Here is an 18,270-nt window from a genome sequence, read left to right on the forward strand (position 1 = left end):
GCTGTGGTTGTTATGGATGGTGCTCTATGGCATCAACCAAGTTTAAACCTACATAATGTGACGATGCTTAAATTACCCCCTTATTCACCTGAGTTAAATCCATCTGAACAGGTGTGGTCGTATTTGAAACAACATTGGTTATCCAATAGGTGTTTTGATGGTTATGAGGCTATTGTTGATGCTGCTTGCAAGGCTTGGAATAGACTTTGTTCCAAGCCCGAGCTCATTCAGTCTATAACTTCTCGTGATTGGATTGGTTTATAGGTTTATTTATGGAATTGGTATAATTTTATATTCTAGGTGTAATGGACAAAATCCCTGCCGCGCACACTGGTCTCAATCAGTAGCTGTGAATAAGGGTGCTGCGGATTGGTAAATAGATCTTGTGAGCGACTATATTCTACACACTCACCTGCTTTAAGAACCATGATATATTGACACAAAGCTTGTACCACATTCAAATCGTGACTGATGAAAATATAGCTTATACCCAATCTTTTCTGAATATCTCGTAATAATGCGACCACAGCCACTTGCGTACCACTGTCTAATGCGGAGGTCGGCTCATCAAGTATCATGACTTTTGGTCTCATAATAAGTGCTCGAGCTAAAGCAACACGCTGGCGCTGACCACCCGATAACTGATGTGGGTAGCGATGTACAAACTCTGGCGGTAGTTGCACCATTGCAAGTACCTCAAGCACAGCCTTTCTACGTTGTTGTTTGTTCACACCCTGAACCAATAGGCCTTCTTCGATAATCTGCATCACATTAAATCTTGGGTTAATGCTGGCAAAAGGATCTTGAAATACCATCTGGATGTTTGAGCGAAATGAGCGCAATTCTTTTTTGCTTAGGCTATTTATTGCAACATCACCAATAGATACCGAGCCTGATACCTTAGCTTGATTGCTAAGCAGTCTTGCTAAGGCCAAAGCGATGGTTGTTTTACCAGATCCCGATTCACCGACAATGCCCAATGACGTACCCTGTGCCAATTCAAAGCCAACATTCTTTACGGCATTCATCCAGCGACTGACACCACCGAACAGGTTTTTTTTGTAGGGAATGCAACATTCAACTGCTCAACAATAACGATAGAGCTCGCTTGTAAAGCTTGTGGTATCGTTAACGGCTGTCCAAAGTCCTGACTGATCAAAGATTTGGTATAATCATGGTTTGGCTGTCTAAAAACACGCTCACTTGCCCCCTGCTCGACTACCTTACCTTGCTGCATGACGATAATATGATCACTATAACGGCGTACTAAGTTCAGATCATGACTGATTAACACCATAGCCATACCGTGCTGTTTTTTCAGCCTATCTAGGAGTTGCAATATATCATGCTGTAAGCTGACATCAAGTGCTGTGGTAGGCTCATCTGCTATTAGAACATCTGGATTTTGTGCCAATGCCATCGCAATCATCACTCTCTGACGCTGTCCACCAGATAACTCGTGCGGATAGCGATTGAGTTTACTGGCTGGGTCTTTGATATTGACATCTTCTAATAGTGCAATACTATAAGATTTGATTTGTGACTTGGGCGTACCCACCAGCCTTAGACTTTCGGCAATCTGCTTACCCACTGTGTGCAAAGGGTTTAAGGCGGTCATAGGCTCTTGAAAAATCATGCCAATACGAGCGCCTCGGATGGCTTTTAGTTGTTGCTCTTGTTTTGCTGTCCGTTGAACCTTGGTATTGGCTAAGTCATCTTTAACGAAGTTACCTTTAGCTAAATTAATTTTAGTTAAATTACCTTGAGTGATAGGCAGCTTACCAACGCCTTGCAGGCGGACTTGTCCTGTGACACTTAAACTCTCTGGCAACAAACCCAATAACGCTAAGCTTGATATTGATTTACCAGAGCCTGATTCGCCGACAATAGCTAAGGTTTCACCTTGATGCAGTTGATAGGATAAGTCATTGACTAGAATATTGTGTTGATGCTGACTGTCTATTTGTGCAATTTTTAAATGCTTGACACTTAGTACAGGCTCACTAGCTACTTGGTTAGTTTCGGTGCTTGTTAGACTTGCATAAGCCTTACTTACATGAGCCTTAGTTGAAGAGTTCTGAGCTGCCTCAGTTGGGATATTGGGGGTAGAATTGGTAGTAGCAGGCATCAGGTAATCTCATTAAGTTATGATCTATCAATAAAAAATCGCAGTTAAGCATCAGCGTGTAATGACAAAAACTGATCCACTACTTTATACTGCCCTGCTGTCGTCTCTTCGGCATACATGGCTTGACGAAAAGCATTAGAATCTTCGATACCTGAGGTATACCAAGCAATATGCTTGCGAGCAATGCGACAGCCTGAGTATTCACCATAAAAAGCATACAAAGCTTCCAAATGAGCCAATACTATCTGCCTTAACTCTGTAATGCTCGGTGCTGGTAACAAGTCCCCTGTCTCTAAATAATGGGCAATATCACGAAACAACCAAGGTTGCCCTTGAGCAGCACGGCCTATCATAATGGCGTCACAGCCGGTTTTGTTATACACCTCTACTGCCTTTTGTGGACTATCAATGTCGCCATTGGCAATTACTGGAATATCAACCATTTCCTTAACTTCTCGAATCAACTCATAGCGAGCATTACCAGTATACTTCTCCTCACGGGTACGCCCATGTATCGCAATGGCTGCTATCCCTGACTCTTCGGCACGTTTGGCGATTCGCAAGATATTTTCATTACCATTTTCATAACCCAAGCGGGTTTTGAGGGTGACAGGTGCATCCACGGCTGCCACAGTCGCATCAAGTAGACGTGCTACCAAATCTTCATCTTGTAATAAGGCAGATCCTGCCAGCTTGCGGCAAATCTTTTTTACAGGGCAACCCATATTGATATCGATAATCTGTGCCCCATTACTAACTTGATAACGGGCAGCTTCAGCAATTTTATCCACATCAGCACCCGCTATTTGTGCAGAAATAGGGGCAATCTCTCCATCAAAGTTGGCTCGAAATAGTGATTTTTTGTGCGCATATAAGGTTGCATCTGCGGTCATCATCTCGCTGACCGCATGACCTGCACCAAATGATTTACACAAACGTCGAAATGGGTTATCGGTCACCCCAGCCATTGGCGCTACCATCAACCGATTTTGTATTTCTAAACCGCCGATATACAAGGGCTGCAATAAAGGATGTGATGCTAAAACCTGCGCATCCGAACTTTGTAAGCTATGATCCATAATATAAGGGTGCACCAACTGTTAGTAACGCCATCTGTTCTACAAAACAAAGCCTATCGCATAAATATCACTGAAAAAAAACTGCTTTTTTAGACAATACGCAGTAAAACATCTGGCATTGGGTCATTCTTAATTAAAAAAACTTGACTAGGTCTAAATAATATCAACAACTACTGACTATTCAGCCGCTGCAATCGCTTCTCGTAGCTGTTTGGCTTGCTCAGCTAACTCTGCCATATCCGCTTGAGTACTGGCATGCTTGCCTAGTTGATGAATATTGGTTGGTATCAGATGTACATGATAATGGTACACAGTTTGTCCAGCTTCTGCGCCATTAAGCTGCATTTGGATAATGCCTTCACGCTCAAATACTTGGCGCTGGGCTTGCATCACTTTTTTTGCAGTCATTAATACCGCACTTGCATACTCAGGCTCTAGCTGACTTAGCTCCACTGCTTTTTGTTTTGGGATTACCAACACATGACCTTTGGCTTGTGGCATCACATCCATAAAAGCCAAGGTTTTATCATCTTCATAAACCTTGTGTGAGGGAATATCACCAGCTAAAATTTTGGCAAAAATATTATCATCTTCATAGGTTAAATTTAAAGTGGTCATAACTATTTCCTTATAGACTTATTGGGTTATAGGTATATTAGGGTCTGTTGCACATTCATCTTCGCAAAAAATTTAAACTTTTTTATACAAAAATGCAGTTTCTTTCAACCTAGACTAGCATAGAGCAAGGTGGTACTGTTCAACACACCCTACTTAATAAGTAAACCTGATGAACAGGAAACAAACTGGTTTGTTTAAGACAAAAAGAGACCTCCATACCGAGATCTCTTTTATTGTTAGCAAACTGTTAAATAAAAGCAAGTTAAATTAATCGGTTTAGGCACATAAACTTAATATGAGCCATACACAAAACTACTAAACTACTTACTGATTAACCGCTTAATAAGCTTAAAACACTCGATTTAGACCATTTAAGGCAGCAACACGATAGGCTTCTGCCATGGTTGGGTAGTTAAAGGTCGTATTCACAAAGTACTCAAGCGAGCTACCAGACTTCATCACTGCCTGACCAATATGGATAATCTCTGAGGCATGATTGCCATAACAATGAATACCCAAAATTTCCAACGTCTCGCGGTGGAATAAGATTTTTAAGACCCCTGTTAACTCACCAATAATTTGGGCACGTGCCAAATGACGGAAGAAGGCTTGTCCGACTTCATAAGGCACGTGTTCATCAGTTAACTCTTGCTCGGTTTTACCAATACATGAGATTTCAGGAATAGTATAAATACCCGTTGGTACACTTGATACTGGCTCAGCATCTTCATCACCCATCATAAAGGCAGCTGCACAGCGACCTTGGTCATAAGCAGCAGATGCTAAAGATGGCCAACCAATCACGTCACCAGCGGCATAAATATTATCCACTTCGGTACAGTAGGTGCCATCTACCTTTAACTGGCCTCGACTATTGGCTTTTAACCCCACCGCTTCTAAATTTAGACTTTCTGTGTTCCCTGAGCGACCGTTACACCATAAAATGGCATCAGATTTGATTTTTTTACCACTTTTTAAATATAAAATCACATAATCATCATAAGTTTCTAGTTTCTCAATTTCTTCATTATTACGGACCAATACGCCAAATTGACGGAAGTCATGCGACAAAGCATCACTGATTTCGTTATCCAAGTAACTAAGCAACTGCCCTTTGTTATTAATTAAATCAACCTTGTAGCCCAAACCTGTAAAGATAGAAGCATACTCACAGCCAATCACGCCAGCACCATAAATAATGATCTTTTTGACCACATAATCCATCTGCAAAATTTTATCAGAGTCAAACACACGTGGATGATCAAAGTCTAAAAGCTCTGGACGATAAGGACGGCTACCCACCGTAATAATCGCTTTGTTAAAGGTAATGGTTTCATAACCAAGTCCATCACCTAGCTCAATTTTTAGAGTGTGCTTATCAATAAAACTGGCCCAACCATGACGTACTTCAATTTGGTTACGCTCATAAAAACGAGTGTGGGTTTCTACTTGACTACGCACCACTTTACGGGCTTTGGTCAACACTTTATTAAGAGGTACTTGGTAGTAATCTAAACCTTGAGAAAACAGTGGGTCACGGCGGTAGTTAATTAGGTTAAATACCGACTGACGCAAGGTCTTGCTGGGAATGGTGCCTACATGAGTTGAGTTACCACCCACTTGATTACGGGCATCTACCACTACCACTTTTTTCCCAGACTTGGCCAGCTTCATTGCAGCGGCTTCACCAGCAGGACCTGCACCTATAACGACCGCATCATACTCAAATTCGTGTGCGTCATTTTTTATACGTTTTGAATCTCGGGTAAAGCCTGATTTAATACGGATACGATCACTGTCTAGTGGACTGATTAAATTAGGATGATATACATTATCTTCATCATGGTTTGGCAGTATTTTAGCTGTTTGATTTGATGATCCTGCTTTGATTTCAACCAGTTTTGACTCATCTTGAATCGATGACTCTGGCTTGCTATTAGACACTGAGTTTTCAGTCTGATTATTGCTACTCATGCTATCAGTAATATTTGTGCTGTCATTGGCTTCATCGCTTTTGCGTTTTTTTGACATAGTATCCTCTTGTTATGGCTATGACGGTATTTTTTTATTTAATTTATGTTCTCAACTAAATTTTTTCGCTGTTGTTAACGATACTGTTAGCGCCCTTGTTATATGCTCAAGTTCTAGTTGTATTTCAAATTGTATTTTGCTCTCTAGTTATAGTTAGCTCTTAGCTCAATTCTCAATTCTCAATTCTCAACTACAAGTCGACTAGTCATCAGCAGTAGCTAATTTGTCACTACCGACCACTTCATAAAGCGTATTATACCAAGTTAGCCAAATAAGGTCATGGCAAAAGCCGACTGAATGACATTAAAACAACCATTCACTGCCAAAACAGCAAAATATCGAAAAAAACCTATCCAATACGACGCTTTAGCCCTGTAATTTGTAAGATACGAGTAGCAATTTCTTCTACGGACATCTCCGAGACATCGAGACTTGGAATGTTTTGAGTCATATAAATAGCTTGGATCGCACGTTGCTCTTCTTCACATTGACGATAACTGGCATAACGACTACCAGCTCGACGCTCTTGTCTGATTTTTTGCAAGCGTTCGGTATCAATAATTAAACCAAACAACTTGTCTTTATAAGGACGCAAGGCCTTAGGCAGCTGATTATCAAATAAATCATCCTCGGTGAGTGGATAATTGGCAGCACGAATACCAAACTGCAAAGCTAAGTATAATGAGGTTGGTGTTTTTCCAGAGCGTGAGACCCCTATTAGAATGATATCAGCCATGTCATAGTGACGAGTTCGAGCACCATCATCGTTATCAAGAGCAAAATGTACAGCTTCAATCCGTGATTTATAGGTTTCTGAATCAACATCATCATGGGCATGCCCAGAATGGCCATCTGGCTCTACGCCAATTTCGTCAGTAATACGTCCAATCAGCCCTTCATACATATCCAAGTTACACGCTTGCGCTGAATTAATCACCTCTCGAATATCTGGATCGACAATGGTGTCAAACACCAAAGGCAATACACCTGTTTCTTGATAGGCCTTATTGATATGAGCCACCGCCGCTTTTGCCATGTCAATACTATCAACATAAGGAATAACCCGAGTTTCAAAGGGTACACTGGCAAATTGACTTAATATCGAGCGTCCAAGTGTTTCTGCCGTAATGGCCGTCCCATCTGAAATAAAAAAGGCCACACGTAGCACCTGAGGGGTATCATCAATCGCCAGAGCGCTACGATTTTGGATGGTGGGTTTTGCAGTTAAGGTATTAATAGTATTTTCCATAATTTTCCTTAGAAGTGACCTTTGGAGTATAAAACTGAAAGTCAATATTGAGGCATATCTGACTTTAACTCTGTCTCTGGCTTTAACTCTGTCTCTGACTTTAATTTTCTGACCTTAATTCTATATAGGCCTAATACAATGTCAAGCAGATTAAAAAAGAGTCAAGCAGATTAAAATATGGTCTGTTGACCGCAATGCAACTAGCTAACTGCAATTTTATACATGATTTTATACGTAAGTTTTATGCATTAGTTTTATATAAGAAAATCACAAATATGTTATATAAAATCAAACATAAAACGCAAAAAACCCATAATAAATAAAATAAATACCTCATATTTAGGAAATAATTAACTCTTTTTTGATAAGGCGTTACCCCCTGCAAAGCTAATTCCACTATTTTTATCCAATAGACGCACAATTAGAATAAGTGTTATAGTCTTGCCACATCTTATTAGTGTTGTAGTCAACCAACCTGAAAATTACGGCAAATTAGATGTGAGAAGACTATACGATGTGACTACTTTTCATAATAGTGCACTAAGTACGTCCTCTCATATTATTGCACGTGAATAACCGTATCACTTACTTAAATCGTGAGTAGTTTTACCTTGTGAATGGCTTGACTATTAGGTGGTATCCGTTTGGGTAGCCACCAGCTTCATAAGAGAGAATGTCTTACCTACAATAAGCCATAGGCACATCATGATAGGCACTGCATGGATTACTCTACTATTACTATGTCTTCAAAGTAGCAATCCTCAAAGTAGCACTGACATTGATTGAATGCTAAAGTAGGTTTACAGTCTATCCTTCTTATGAGACTTGGGCACGCCTTTACAACACACATTATTCGATTAGCGGTATTATTCGAAAAAATAACCTTTATATCCTGGAGTTATCATGTCAACACCGCAAGTTATTACCCTTGACAAGTTAGGCAAAAACGACGTCGAAATCGTTGGCGGTAAAAATGCCTCGCTAGGCGAAATGATCAGCCACTTATCAGATCTTGGGGTTAGTGTTCCTGGCGGTTTCGCCACAACTGCCGCAGCATTTAATAACTTTTTAACCGAAACTGGGCTGTTAGACAAAATCAACGATGAGCTAAAAAACTTAGACGTTGATGATGTCAAAAAACTAACTGAAACTGGTGAAAAAATCCGTCAGTGGATTATAGAGCAAGAGCTACCTAAATCACTAGAGCAAGAAATCCGTGATGCCTTTGAAGTTATGAGTAACGGTGAGGATATTGCAGTTGCTGTACGCTCCTCAGCCACAGCTGAAGACTTACCAGATGCTTCTTTTGCTGGTCAGCAAGAGACTTATTTGAATATCCGTGGTATTGATAATGTCCTAATCGCCATTAAAGAAGTATTTTCATCGCTTTATAACGACCGTGCCATTGCTTACCGTGTTCACCAAGGCTTTGAGCATGCTGGCGTTGCCCTATCTGCTGGTATTCAGCGTATGGTTCGCTCAGAAACCGGTGCTTCAGGTGTTATGTTCACCCTAGATACAGAAAGTGGCTTTGATCAAGTGGTATTCATTACTTCAAGCTATGGTCTAGGTGAGATGGTTGTACAAGGTGCCGTTAACCCAGACGAATTCTATCTATCAAAAGCCTTACTAGCCGAAAACAAACCAGCGGTTATTCGCCGTAACCTAGGCAGTAAGCATCAAAAAATGATCTACGGTGATGAAGGCAGCACCACACGTTCAGTGAAAGTTGTTGAAGTTGATAAGCAAGAACGCAATCAGTTCTCATTAACTACTGAAGAGCTAAATGAGCTGGCCAAACAAGCGATCATCATCGAAAAACACTATGGTCAACCAATGGATATTGAGTGGGCCAAAGACGGTGACTCAGGTGAGCTGTTTATCGTTCAGGCACGTCCTGAAACTGTCAAGAGTCGCCAAGACACTAACGTCATGGAGCGTTATTTAATCCAAAGTCAAAATGCCAAGATCTTGTGTGAAGGACGCTCTATCGGTCAACGTGTAGGTGCAGGTAAAGTTCGTATTGTCAACGACTTACACGAGATGGATAAAGTTGAAGTTGGTGACGTATTGGTTTCTGATATGACAGACCCAGATTGGGAACCAGTGATGAAGCGTGCCTCAGCTATCATTACTAACCGTGGTGGCCGTACTTGTCACGCTGCTATTATTGCTCGTGAGCTTGGTGTGCCTGCTATTGTTGGCTGTGGTAACGCCACTGAGATACTAACTGATGGTCAAGAAGTTACCGCATCTTGTGCCGAAGGTGACACCGGTTTTATCTACGAAGGTATCTTAGATTATGAAGTGAAGAGCAACTCTATCGATGAGATGCCTGAGCTACCATTTAAGATTATGATGAACGTTGGTAACCCAGATCGTGCCTTCTCGTTCACTCAAATTCCAAACGCAGGGGTGGGTCTGGCTCGTCTAGAGTTCATTATTAACCGTATGATTGGTGTGCATCCAAAAGCACTACTAAACATGAACACCCTACCGCGTGAAGTGTCGCAAGCCATTAAAGAGCGCATTTCAGGCTATGCCTCACCTGTTGACTTCTATGTAGATAAGCTAGTTGAAGGTATCGCCACGCTAGCAGTAGCGTTCAGAGAACAGCCTGTCATCGTACGTATGTCTGATTTTAAATCAAACGAATATGCCAACCTTATCGGTGGTAAGCTGTATGAGCCATCAGAAGAAAACCCAATGCTTGGTTTCCGTGGTGCCAGCCGCTATGTGTCTGAGACATTCCGTGACTGCTTCGACCTAGAGTGTCGGGCGCTTAAACGTGTTCGTGATGAAATGGGCTTAACCAACGTTAAGATTATGATTCCATTTGTACGCACCACCAAAGAAGCGAAAGAAGTGGTAGAGATTCTTGAAACCAATGGCTTAAAACGTGGTGAAAACGGTCTTGAGCTTATCATGATGTGTGAGCTACCAACCAACGCTCTACTGGCTGATGAGTTCTTAGAGTATTTTGATGGTTTTTCAATCGGTTCAAATGACTTAACCCAGTTAACACTTGGTCTAGACCGTGACTCAGGTATCGTTTCGCATCTGTTTGATGAGCGTGACGAAGCCGTTAAAAAGTTATTGTCTATGGCAATTTCAGCCTGTGTTAAACAAGGCAAATATATCGGTATCTGTGGCCAAGGCCCATCAGATCACCCAGATTTAGCTTACTGGCTAATGGAACAAGGTATTAGCTCTGTGTCATTAAACCCAGACTCAGTGCTAGATACTTGGATGTTCTTAGCAGATGACGCTAATGCCAACGGTAAGGCAGAGGTCAAATAGATAAGCCTATCTTAATTAGGGCGTGTCACTTGTTTGCACTCTGACGACTGATGGACAAGTTGGCATTAAACTCTGGGCTATATTTTTGCTAATCTTTGCAAGTTTTTAGACAGTATGTATCTATATTATTTGCAAAATTATTTACAAAATTCACACCGATTAGCAAAAATCGACTTCGTTTTAGCCTCATCATCTAAATAAAGACACGCCCTAGGCTTATTTCTCATCTTGCTATAAGCCTATTAGCGACCACAATTATCAAGCTTTATTGATTATTGTGGTCGTTTTCATTTATGATAAAAACATAGTTATATTTTATCTAAAGTTTTACTTTTTAAGAGGTTGTCATATAGATGCAGATTTATCTCGCAAGAAATAGCGTTCAAGCTGGACCATACACACTCACTGAGCTAAATAATATGCTTGCCACTGATCAAGTTGAACTTACTGACCTGATGTGGCACGAAGGGATGGAACAGTGGCGCCAAGTCGGTGAAATGACTCATGGTCAATATAACTACAACCCAAATGCCCAGCCTAACCAACCACAAAGAAGATTAACTGTGGCTGAGCTATATGGGCAGCAACCCACAGATGCTAATCATGCATCGTCATCGCCTGCTTCATCACCATTTGGTACAGGAGCAGCACAGCCAAAATCTACTACTGCAAATCAAGCTCAATACAGCAAATTACAATCAACACAAACTCTCACGCTGGCCAATGTAGGTAGCCGCATTGCCGCGGTTATTATTGATCAAATCTTGGCTGTATTATGTATGTTGCCTATCTTATCTGGCCTAAATTTTGATTTTGAACAGTTACAACAAGCTGCCACTGATACTGTATTAATTACCCAACTTGCAGAATCCATTCCCCAACATTTGGCGTTGATGTCCACAGTTCTAATTTTAGCCTTATTTGCAACACAGATCTTTATGCTTATTAGACGTGGTCAAAGTATTGGTAAGTTAATATTAGGTATTCGTATTTTAGATATTCAAAGTAAACAAGTCCCTTCAGTGACTAATATTATTTTGATGCGTACTATCTTAACCAATGTGGCTTATAATATCCCTACTATTGGGGTGGTTATATTAATCGTGGATTTTGTGATGATGGTTAGCAATAAGCAACGTATGAGCTTGCATGACAAAATTGCAAAAACCATTGTGGTTAAAGCAACACCCAATCAGCTAAAAGACAAATCATAACTTGGGCTTTAATTGCTAGAGGCTTTGATTTATTTTTTACTTTCTAGACAGCGCCTATTGTGTTTATAGGCCTAGTTTGCTAGAATTATCGGCTTTAAATAATACACAAAAATAATATTCCATCTTTGTGTAAACGGCCTATGCAATATCAAGTAACACTGTTTTATTTTGGGTTTTTGTTTTGGGCGCAAGAGCTCTAACCTAAGCGCAAAAGTACAAACAGTGGCTTTGAAAAGGTTAATCTGGCTGCTATAACCCGATATACTTAGTGCTGTTATAGCTATTATGGCTAGCCAATGGATAGTCTCAGATCCATAACGGCTAAAGTAGGCAAGCTAAATATCTTCTAGCGTTAGAAGGTTAATAAGTTTTGTGTAAATTTATAAATATATTTTTACGTCAATCAGTTTTTACTATAAACTATTGATTTTTATATTCATCAGTATCTATTACTGAGTCCTAATTTAGTAATTAATTCTACCAAGGAGACATCCGTGGCTAACTCAGCACAAGCTCGTAAACGCGCACGTCAAAATAACACTCGCCGTCAACACGCTGCATCACAACGTTCAATGATTCGTACTTTCATCAAAAAAGTTGATGCCGCTATCGCAGCTAACGACTATGAAGCAGCTACCGAAGCTTATAACAAAGCCGTACCTGTTATTGACCGTATGGCTGACAAAGGTGTTATTCATAAAAACAAAGCTGCTCGTCATAAGAGCCGTTACAACAAGGCAATCAAAGCACTTAAAGCTTAATGTTGTCATGAATATATGTTGAGACTTCCCTGTTAACTCAGGCAGGTACGTCAACATGAGAGCCCTTAACCTATGTTAGGGGCTTTTTTATGGCTATGTTAAACTAGACAAAACTAATACCAAATCTGAAACTTAAGATATCGAGGAAAACGAGTGCAAACGCTACAAGTAGTAGGTTTTGCGAATTTGACAAAGATAGGTTGTTTTTCAGAAAAGGTATAACTTAACAAGACAAGCCTTAAGCAATATATATAAGTTCTGGGCAATAAAGACTTGCTCACAGCAACCTACCTTAAGGTAGCCTACCTAGCAGTTGAATAACTAGCGATTAAAGTAATTGATGGGTTGCTACCTCAAAATGCTCACCACGCCAAATAAAGTTGGCAGTTGCCTGCTCAAATGGCTTATCATCAAACCACACAAATATACCTTCCATCATCTTTGGCCAGTCGTCCCAATCAATCAATCCTGCCTCACGCATCACTCCTAAGAAAGCTGCCAATAGCGTATCGTGACTGACCGCTAATGACAAATGACCTGGATCTGGCTGTGAATCATACAGCAAAGACAATAAGTCCAATCCACCTTGCTTGGCTGATTTGGTACTGTCTAATTCATCTTGCAAAAAAGCATTGATAAAGTTAAGTGCTCCAATTTTTTTAAATACTGCATTAGCGCGAATTGGATCTGTCACTAAGCTGCCTGGCTCTACCAGTAGCGACTCTTGCCGTATAGGCTGTGTGACCCCAGCCCCTTGTTGCATCAGTTGAGCGGTATCCACACAGCGCCATATCGGGCTGGCAATACTTTTGGTATCTAAGGAATAAGGAAGGTGTTTGGCGAGCCACTGCCCCCAAGACTTTGCCAATACTCGTCCCTTGGGGGTCAAAGGTAAGTCATAGCTAGCAAAACCCTGCCCATTTGAACGCTCACGCAATGAATGTCTGGTAAATAATAACAAGCGCTCATTACTATTGGGTAGATGCTTAACTGACTGCATCATACTCTCTGGCAAGTGCGCTGGAGTAGGCGGATAAGTGTGTAACGCCTTTGCTGGCTCATGTTTGATGTTATCTATCGGAGTTGTCATTAATTCTTATATTGCCATTACTGTTTATTGATTATGTATGATAGGGAGGGTTATACCGCCTTTAAGGCGTATCTTCATTTAGAAACTTGAAGACGGTAAAAAAAAAACCAAAATCAGATATCAGGGTCATACAAAAAATAACGCAGTAACATTTTCATTATCACTATTATCATCATATTAAGCCCAAGCATATTAAATCCAACACTTACATCCAGTCACATTAATCCATATGAGCGTATAACAAGATTTAATATTTTTTAGCCCATTTAAATATCATTGCACGAATTGAAGACACGCCTTAGGCTAAACTGTCTAAAATTTTTTCTATTTTATCTATTGGACTATCTGCTTGGGTAATAGAACGACCGATTACTAAGTAATCCGATCCATTTTGCATCGCCTGTTGCGGTGTACAAATACGCTTTTGGTCATCAGCAGCATCCTGTAAGGTGCGAATACCTGGGGTTACTAACAAAAAACTCTCACCACATAGCTGCTTTAAGCGCACTGCTTCTTGAGCAGAGCACACCACCCCATCAAGACCAGCTTGTTTTGTTAATAGTGCCAAGCGCTCAACCTGCTGTGGCAACGGGGACTCAACTCCTATACCAAGTAGCGCCTCTTGGGTCATAGAGGTCAAGACAGTCACTGCAATTAATAACGTATTATGGCCAGCATCTACTAGACGCTGCTTGGCTACTTGCATCGCCTCCAGTCCAGCACTGGCATGTACATTAACCATCCACACCCCCATATCGGCTGCCGCCAATACTGCTTGCGCTGTCGTATTTGGAATATCATGAAACTTTAGATCTAAAAAAACTTCAAAGCCTCTATTATGCAACTGGCTAATTATGTGAGGGCCACAGCGAGTAAACAGCTCTTTGCCTACCTTAACACGACATATTCTAGGATCTAGCTTATCAGCTAAAATCAAAGCCTCCTCTAATGACGACTTATCTAAGGCTACAATAATAGGCGTATTGCAACAGATTAACTGTGAATGACTTTGCAGGTTGGGTTGCAGACTTTGAATCACATTGCCTCCATGAGTACACAATAAAAGGTAGCGCTTTACATTTAAATATTGAATCACGCAATGAGTTAGGACTTACGCATCGTAACGCTTAGTAATAATGACACATTGGTGTATCGGTACGTATCTGCATGAGCTAACAGCTAGATCTAGATAGTAGGCATTTAGCTATACTTATAAGTTGTCCTCATACATCAATAGTTAACACTTATTAATAAGCTCATTCATGCATATTTGAGCAAAAACAGTCAAATGTAGATTATGAATACCGCTTGTTAAATACCTTGTGCGTAAGTCTTATTATCTTAAATTTACGCTTAGCGAATGGTCTTTTTATTGTTGTCACTATTGCTAGTATCGACTGTCTCTGGTGGGGCTTGCTGAGCATTTAAGTCACTGTCCACAAATACTGCCTTGTCGGCTTGACTGGCCAAAGAATGACGCTCAATCTCAACCGCAGCTTGGGTTAACTCGTCTTTTAAACGCTTATTTTCTTTGTTTAAACGGCCAATTTCCCATTTGTTTTGCAGTACTTTAAACATTAATAGCGCCAACAGCATACCAATCAACACGCCCAGTGCAATGCACAAAATAAGTAATAACCCCAGATTCATCTCTGGTGCTTGAGTAAATAATAAGTTTACTGCAACTTCTTTGCTGTTGACCAAGACTAAACCTAAGGAATAGCCAAAAATCACAAACAATAAGATCATTAAAACAAAACGCATGATGGCCTCTACTTGATTGGGGTAACTGATTGAAAAAATTATGGGTTATAATTCAGATTATAGCGTTTTCTATGGGCATACTGCTAGCATTCATTTTAGAAGTATTAAAATAGAGATATCGTAAATTTGAAGTCAAATGATGAAATAATGCGTTGTATTGCAACTAAGTGTTATCAAGGGGACGTTTTTTTGATACTATGCGTGTTAGATTATAATCCCTCTATGCGTAGATATTGATAAACATAGATATTAACAAAGATAGATACTGATAACTAATGCATTTAACTAGCGCATAGATACGAATAACCAAACAAATTATTTATTTATCATTTATTATATAATAGTATCCTTTTTTATATATTTTTTATATCTAGGGACTGTATTAAGTCACTTTTTTTAGTGCCTGTCTTTATTTTAAAAATGGTGATAAAAATAAGATAAATCGCAGTCAGACTAGGAAAATAACGTAGATAATATCATAATATTCCCCCGTTATTTGAGGCTGATTGACAAAACTTAGCTATTTTTAGCTCATTTAAATATCATTGTACGAATTGAAGACACGCCCTAGTACAACTTTTTTTATACAACTAACTTTATTGATAAAGTTAAGCCTGCAAGCTTTAAGGAAGTTTTATGCTTTTATTTATTCAAGCAGCACATGCTGCACCCGAACAAGGTGGTACCGCAATGATTATGCAATGGGTTTTTCCACTGGCGATTTTTGCCATTTTTTACTTTTTGGTAATTAGACCACAATCAAAGCGTGCCAAAGAGCATCGCAACATGGTTGACGCCCTGACCGTTGGCAATGAAGTGATCTTCGCTGGTGGTTTAATGGGAAAAATCAAATCAATAGATGGTGATTATGCCGTAGTTAGCTTAAATGACAAAAACGATGTGATGATTCAACGTGCCTCTGTCATTTCTGTATTACCTAATGGCACTATGGATGGCCTACAATAAGAAGCTTCCATCTCTTATTGAATTGATGTCTGTTGTTTATAATCTACATCTATTATTGCTATCCATATAATTGTAATATTTAGTGCTTTATATTGTAGCCAACCCAAATATAAGTAAATTTGGGTTTGGCTAAAAATTAAAGTATAGCACTCAACTGTTTACCTTCCCTCAAGTGAAGAAGCCACTATGCATTACCCCGCCTGGAAATATTTCTTAATAGTCACCGTACTCATCATCGCTGGACTGTATGCCCTGCCTAATTTATATCCTGATGAACCTGCGGTACAAATAACAAGTGCCTCAGCAGGTACAGAGCTGACTGAAGAGGTGCTCAACCACTCCACACAACTGCTTGACGATGCTGGTATTGCCTATCATGACCCCACCTTTTCTGATAATAGCGCCTTGCTACGGGTTCAAAATGGTGTAGATCAGCGTAAAGCTCAAGAAGTACTGCGCCAACAGCTTGGGAATGATTATGTTGTCGCCTTAAACTTAGCACAAACCACACCAGACTGGTTGCGAAGCATTGGTGCTAAACCATTAAAACTTGGACTTGATTTACGTGGAGGTGTCCGCTTTGTCCTCGAAGTGGATATGGATAAAGCGTTAGAACAGCGCTTAAAAACTGCTAGCAATGAAGTACGTAGTAGCTTACGCCATGAACGTATCCCATTAAAAAGTATTAACGTTGCCGATCAAGGTTTACAGCTTCACTTCAATGACACTGAACTGCGGGACAAAGCACAGCGTGTCATTCAAAGAGATCAAGGAGTCCAGTTCAATTTACAAGCATTAATGGATGATCAAGGCCCTGTATTACGTCTAGATTACAATGAAGCCACGTTAAATGAGATTAATAAATATGCGGTTGGTCAAAACTTAACTACTTTACGCAACCGTATCTCTGAGCTTGGGGTTTCTGAGGCGTTAGTACAATCTCAAGGTAGTAACCGTATTGTGGTTGAGCTGCCTGGCGTCCAAGATACTGCTGAAGCAAAACGTGTCCTTGGTCGTACTGCCAATCTAGAGTTTCGCTTGGTTGCAGATGAGAATGCTACTTATGATGGCGGTATTCCACCCGCTGGTACAGAAGCATTCCCTTATATGACTTTAGATGGCCCCCCATCACTGCTAATTCGTCAACCTATTTTAACGGGTGAGCGTGTACAAGGTGCAACCTCTGGTCTTGATGAAAATGGCGCCCCTGAGGTCAATATCACCCTTGATACGGCTGGCGGTAAGCTAATGCAAAATGCCACCAAAAATGCGGTTGGCAAGCAAATGGCTGTATTATTTATCGAAAATAAACAAAAAGTCAGCTACGATGAAGATCCTGATACTGGCGAGATGATAGAAACTCGCACACCGTATGCAGAAACCAAGATTATTAGCCAAGCCAATATTCAAGCTGTATTAGGTTCTAACTTTCGCATTACTGGCTTAAATAGTAATGCTGAAGCTGCTGAGCTTGCACTATTATTACGCTCAGGTGCCTTGGCTGCACCCATGTACTTTGTTGAGGAACGTACCATTGGCCCGTCATTGGGACAAAAAAACATCGATGATGGGCTGTTTTCAACCAAAGTGGGTTATTTATTAGTCTTCTTATTTATGATTGTGTTCTACCGCTTGTTTGGGGTGATTGCCAATATTGCATTGGCCTTTAACTTGGTAATTATGGTAGCTGTATTGTCTATCCTAGGTGCATCATTAACCCTACCAGGTATTGCTGGCATTGTATTGACTATCGGGATGGCGGTAGATGCCAACGTCCTTATTTTTGAGCGAATACGTGAAGAGCTGGCAGAAGGCTCACGACCAAAATCAGCCATTGTGGCTGGCTTTAGTCGCGCCTTCAGTAGTATTTTTGACGGCAACATTACTACCTTATTGGTTGCTATTATCTTGTTCTCCATCGGCTCAGGCCCGATTAAAGGATTTGCTATTACCCTAGCCATTGGTATTTTAAGCTCGCTATTTACAGCCATTATTGTGACGCGTGCTTTGGTGCAACTGGTTTATGGCAATCGTAAATCTGTCGAAAAATTGAGCATAGGCTAGGAGAGA

13 protein-coding genes and 1 pseudogene are annotated in these 18,270 nt (G+C 40.4%); 6 read left to right on the top strand and 8 right to left on the bottom strand.

The annotated features are described in order from the left end of the window. Positions 1-264: transposase (locus H140_RS0109785; protein WP_019672031.1), on the top strand; the 264-nt coding region annotated here is incomplete at its 5' end. A gap of 32 nt (positions 265-296) precedes the next feature. Here H140_RS0109785 and H140_RS14960 read toward each other — a convergent pair. The 5 genes and pseudogenes from H140_RS14960 to ppsR all read right to left on the bottom strand — a co-directional run bounded on the left by H140_RS14960 (position 297) and on the right by ppsR (position 7,042). After that, positions 297-2,128 (bottom strand): annotated as a pseudogene (locus H140_RS14960) (ABC transporter ATP-binding protein). A 44-nt stretch (positions 2,129-2,172) separates the two neighbouring features. Next, the gene (dusB, locus tag H140_RS14435; RefSeq protein ID WP_019673477.1) at positions 2,173-3,207 is read right to left on the bottom strand and encodes a tRNA dihydrouridine synthase DusB; all 1,035 of its coding nucleotides are present in this window, start codon (positions 3,205-3,207) and stop codon (positions 2,173-2,175) included. Between the two features lie 177 nt (positions 3,208-3,384). Continuing rightward, positions 3,385-3,825, bottom strand: coding sequence for an HIT family protein (locus H140_RS0109800; RefSeq protein ID WP_019673478.1), 441 nt, complete (start codon positions 3,823-3,825; stop codon positions 3,385-3,387). 348 nt (positions 3,826-4,173) lie between these two features. Continuing rightward, a complete protein-coding gene (sthA, locus tag H140_RS0109805) occupies positions 4,174-5,856 on the bottom strand; it encodes a Si-specific NAD(P)(+) transhydrogenase (protein ID WP_019673479.1) in 1,683 nt (560 codons plus the stop codon). 349 nt (positions 5,857-6,205) lie between these two features. Further along, positions 6,206-7,042: a posphoenolpyruvate synthetase regulatory kinase/phosphorylase PpsR gene (gene ppsR / locus H140_RS0109810; protein WP_026349004.1), complete on the bottom strand. Its 837-nt coding sequence runs from the start codon at positions 7,040-7,042 to the stop codon at positions 6,206-6,208. 966 nt (positions 7,043-8,008) lie between these two features. Here ppsR and ppsA point away from each other — a divergent pair. The 3 genes from ppsA (at position 8,009) to rpsT (ending at position 12,380) form a co-directional block, all read left to right on the top strand. Further along, positions 8,009-10,405, top strand: coding sequence for a phosphoenolpyruvate synthase (ppsA, locus tag H140_RS0109815; protein WP_019673481.1), 2,397 nt, complete (start codon positions 8,009-8,011; stop codon positions 10,403-10,405). 353 nt (positions 10,406-10,758) lie between these two features. Further along, positions 10,759-11,619 carry an RDD family protein gene (locus tag H140_RS0109820; protein ID WP_019673482.1) on the top strand — a complete coding sequence of 287 codons (861 nt, stop codon included), beginning with the start codon at positions 10,759-10,761 and terminating at the stop codon, positions 11,617-11,619. A gap of 494 nt (positions 11,620-12,113) precedes the next feature. Beyond that, the gene (gene rpsT, locus H140_RS0109825; protein WP_019673483.1) at positions 12,114-12,380 is read left to right on the top strand and encodes a 30S ribosomal protein S20; all 267 of its coding nucleotides are present in this window, start codon (positions 12,114-12,116) and stop codon (positions 12,378-12,380) included. Between the two features lie 328 nt (positions 12,381-12,708). Here the strand turns inward: rpsT and H140_RS0109830 are convergent, their stop codons facing one another. The 3 genes from H140_RS0109830 to H140_RS0109840 form a co-directional block, all read right to left on the bottom strand. Beyond that, positions 12,709-13,470, bottom strand: coding sequence for a histidine phosphatase family protein (locus tag H140_RS0109830; protein ID WP_019673484.1), 762 nt, complete (start codon positions 13,468-13,470; stop codon positions 12,709-12,711). Between the two features lie 298 nt (positions 13,471-13,768). Then, complete coding sequence (pyrF, locus tag H140_RS0109835; protein ID WP_033426986.1) at positions 13,769-14,464, bottom strand: orotidine-5'-phosphate decarboxylase; 696 nt, start codon at positions 14,462-14,464, stop codon at positions 13,769-13,771. Positions 14,465-14,823: 359 nt separating this feature from the next. Next, entirely contained in the window at positions 14,824-15,234 is a 411-nt protein-coding gene (locus H140_RS0109840) for a LapA family protein (protein ID WP_019673486.1), read from the bottom strand. Positions 15,235-15,870: 636 nt separating this feature from the next. Here H140_RS0109840 and yajC point away from each other — a divergent pair. Continuing rightward, on the top strand, positions 15,871-16,200 hold the full coding sequence (yajC, locus tag H140_RS0109845; RefSeq protein WP_019673487.1) for a preprotein translocase subunit YajC: 330 nt from the start codon (positions 15,871-15,873) through the stop codon (positions 16,198-16,200). Between the two features lie 186 nt (positions 16,201-16,386). Further along, complete coding sequence (secD, locus tag H140_RS0109850; protein WP_019673488.1) at positions 16,387-18,264, top strand: protein translocase subunit SecD; 1,878 nt, start codon at positions 16,387-16,389, stop codon at positions 18,262-18,264. Positions 18,265-18,270 lie beyond the last annotated feature (6 nt).

The organism is Psychrobacter lutiphocae DSM 21542 (genome assembly GCF_000382145.1).
Lineage (GTDB): Bacteria > Pseudomonadota > Gammaproteobacteria > Pseudomonadales > Moraxellaceae > Psychrobacter > Psychrobacter lutiphocae.

Bases quoted from the DNA above. Each gene is read 5' to 3' on its own strand.
- H140_RS0109800 (WP_019673478.1), bottom strand. From the start codon at position 3,825: ATGACCACTTTAAATTTAACCTATGAAGATGATAATATTTTTGCCAAA.
- sthA (WP_019673479.1), bottom strand. From the start codon at position 5,856: ATGTCAAAAAAACGCAAAAGCGATGAAGCCAATGACAGCACAAATATT.
- ppsA (WP_019673481.1), top strand. From the start codon at position 8,009: ATGTCAACACCGCAAGTTATTACCCTTGACAAGTTAGGCAAAAACGAC.
- dusB (WP_019673477.1), bottom strand. From the start codon at position 3,207: ATGGATCATAGCTTACAAAGTTCGGATGCGCAGGTTTTAGCATCACAT.
- H140_RS0109820 (WP_019673482.1), top strand. From the start codon at position 10,759: ATGCAGATTTATCTCGCAAGAAATAGCGTTCAAGCTGGACCATACACA.
- H140_RS0109840 (WP_019673486.1), bottom strand. From the start codon at position 15,234: ATGCGTTTTGTTTTAATGATCTTATTGTTTGTGATTTTTGGCTATTCC.
- yajC (WP_019673487.1), top strand. From the start codon at position 15,871: ATGCTTTTATTTATTCAAGCAGCACATGCTGCACCCGAACAAGGTGGT.
- H140_RS0109830 (WP_019673484.1), bottom strand. From the start codon at position 13,470: ATGACAACTCCGATAGATAACATCAAACATGAGCCAGCAAAGGCGTTA.
- secD (WP_019673488.1), top strand. From the start codon at position 16,387: ATGCATTACCCCGCCTGGAAATATTTCTTAATAGTCACCGTACTCATC.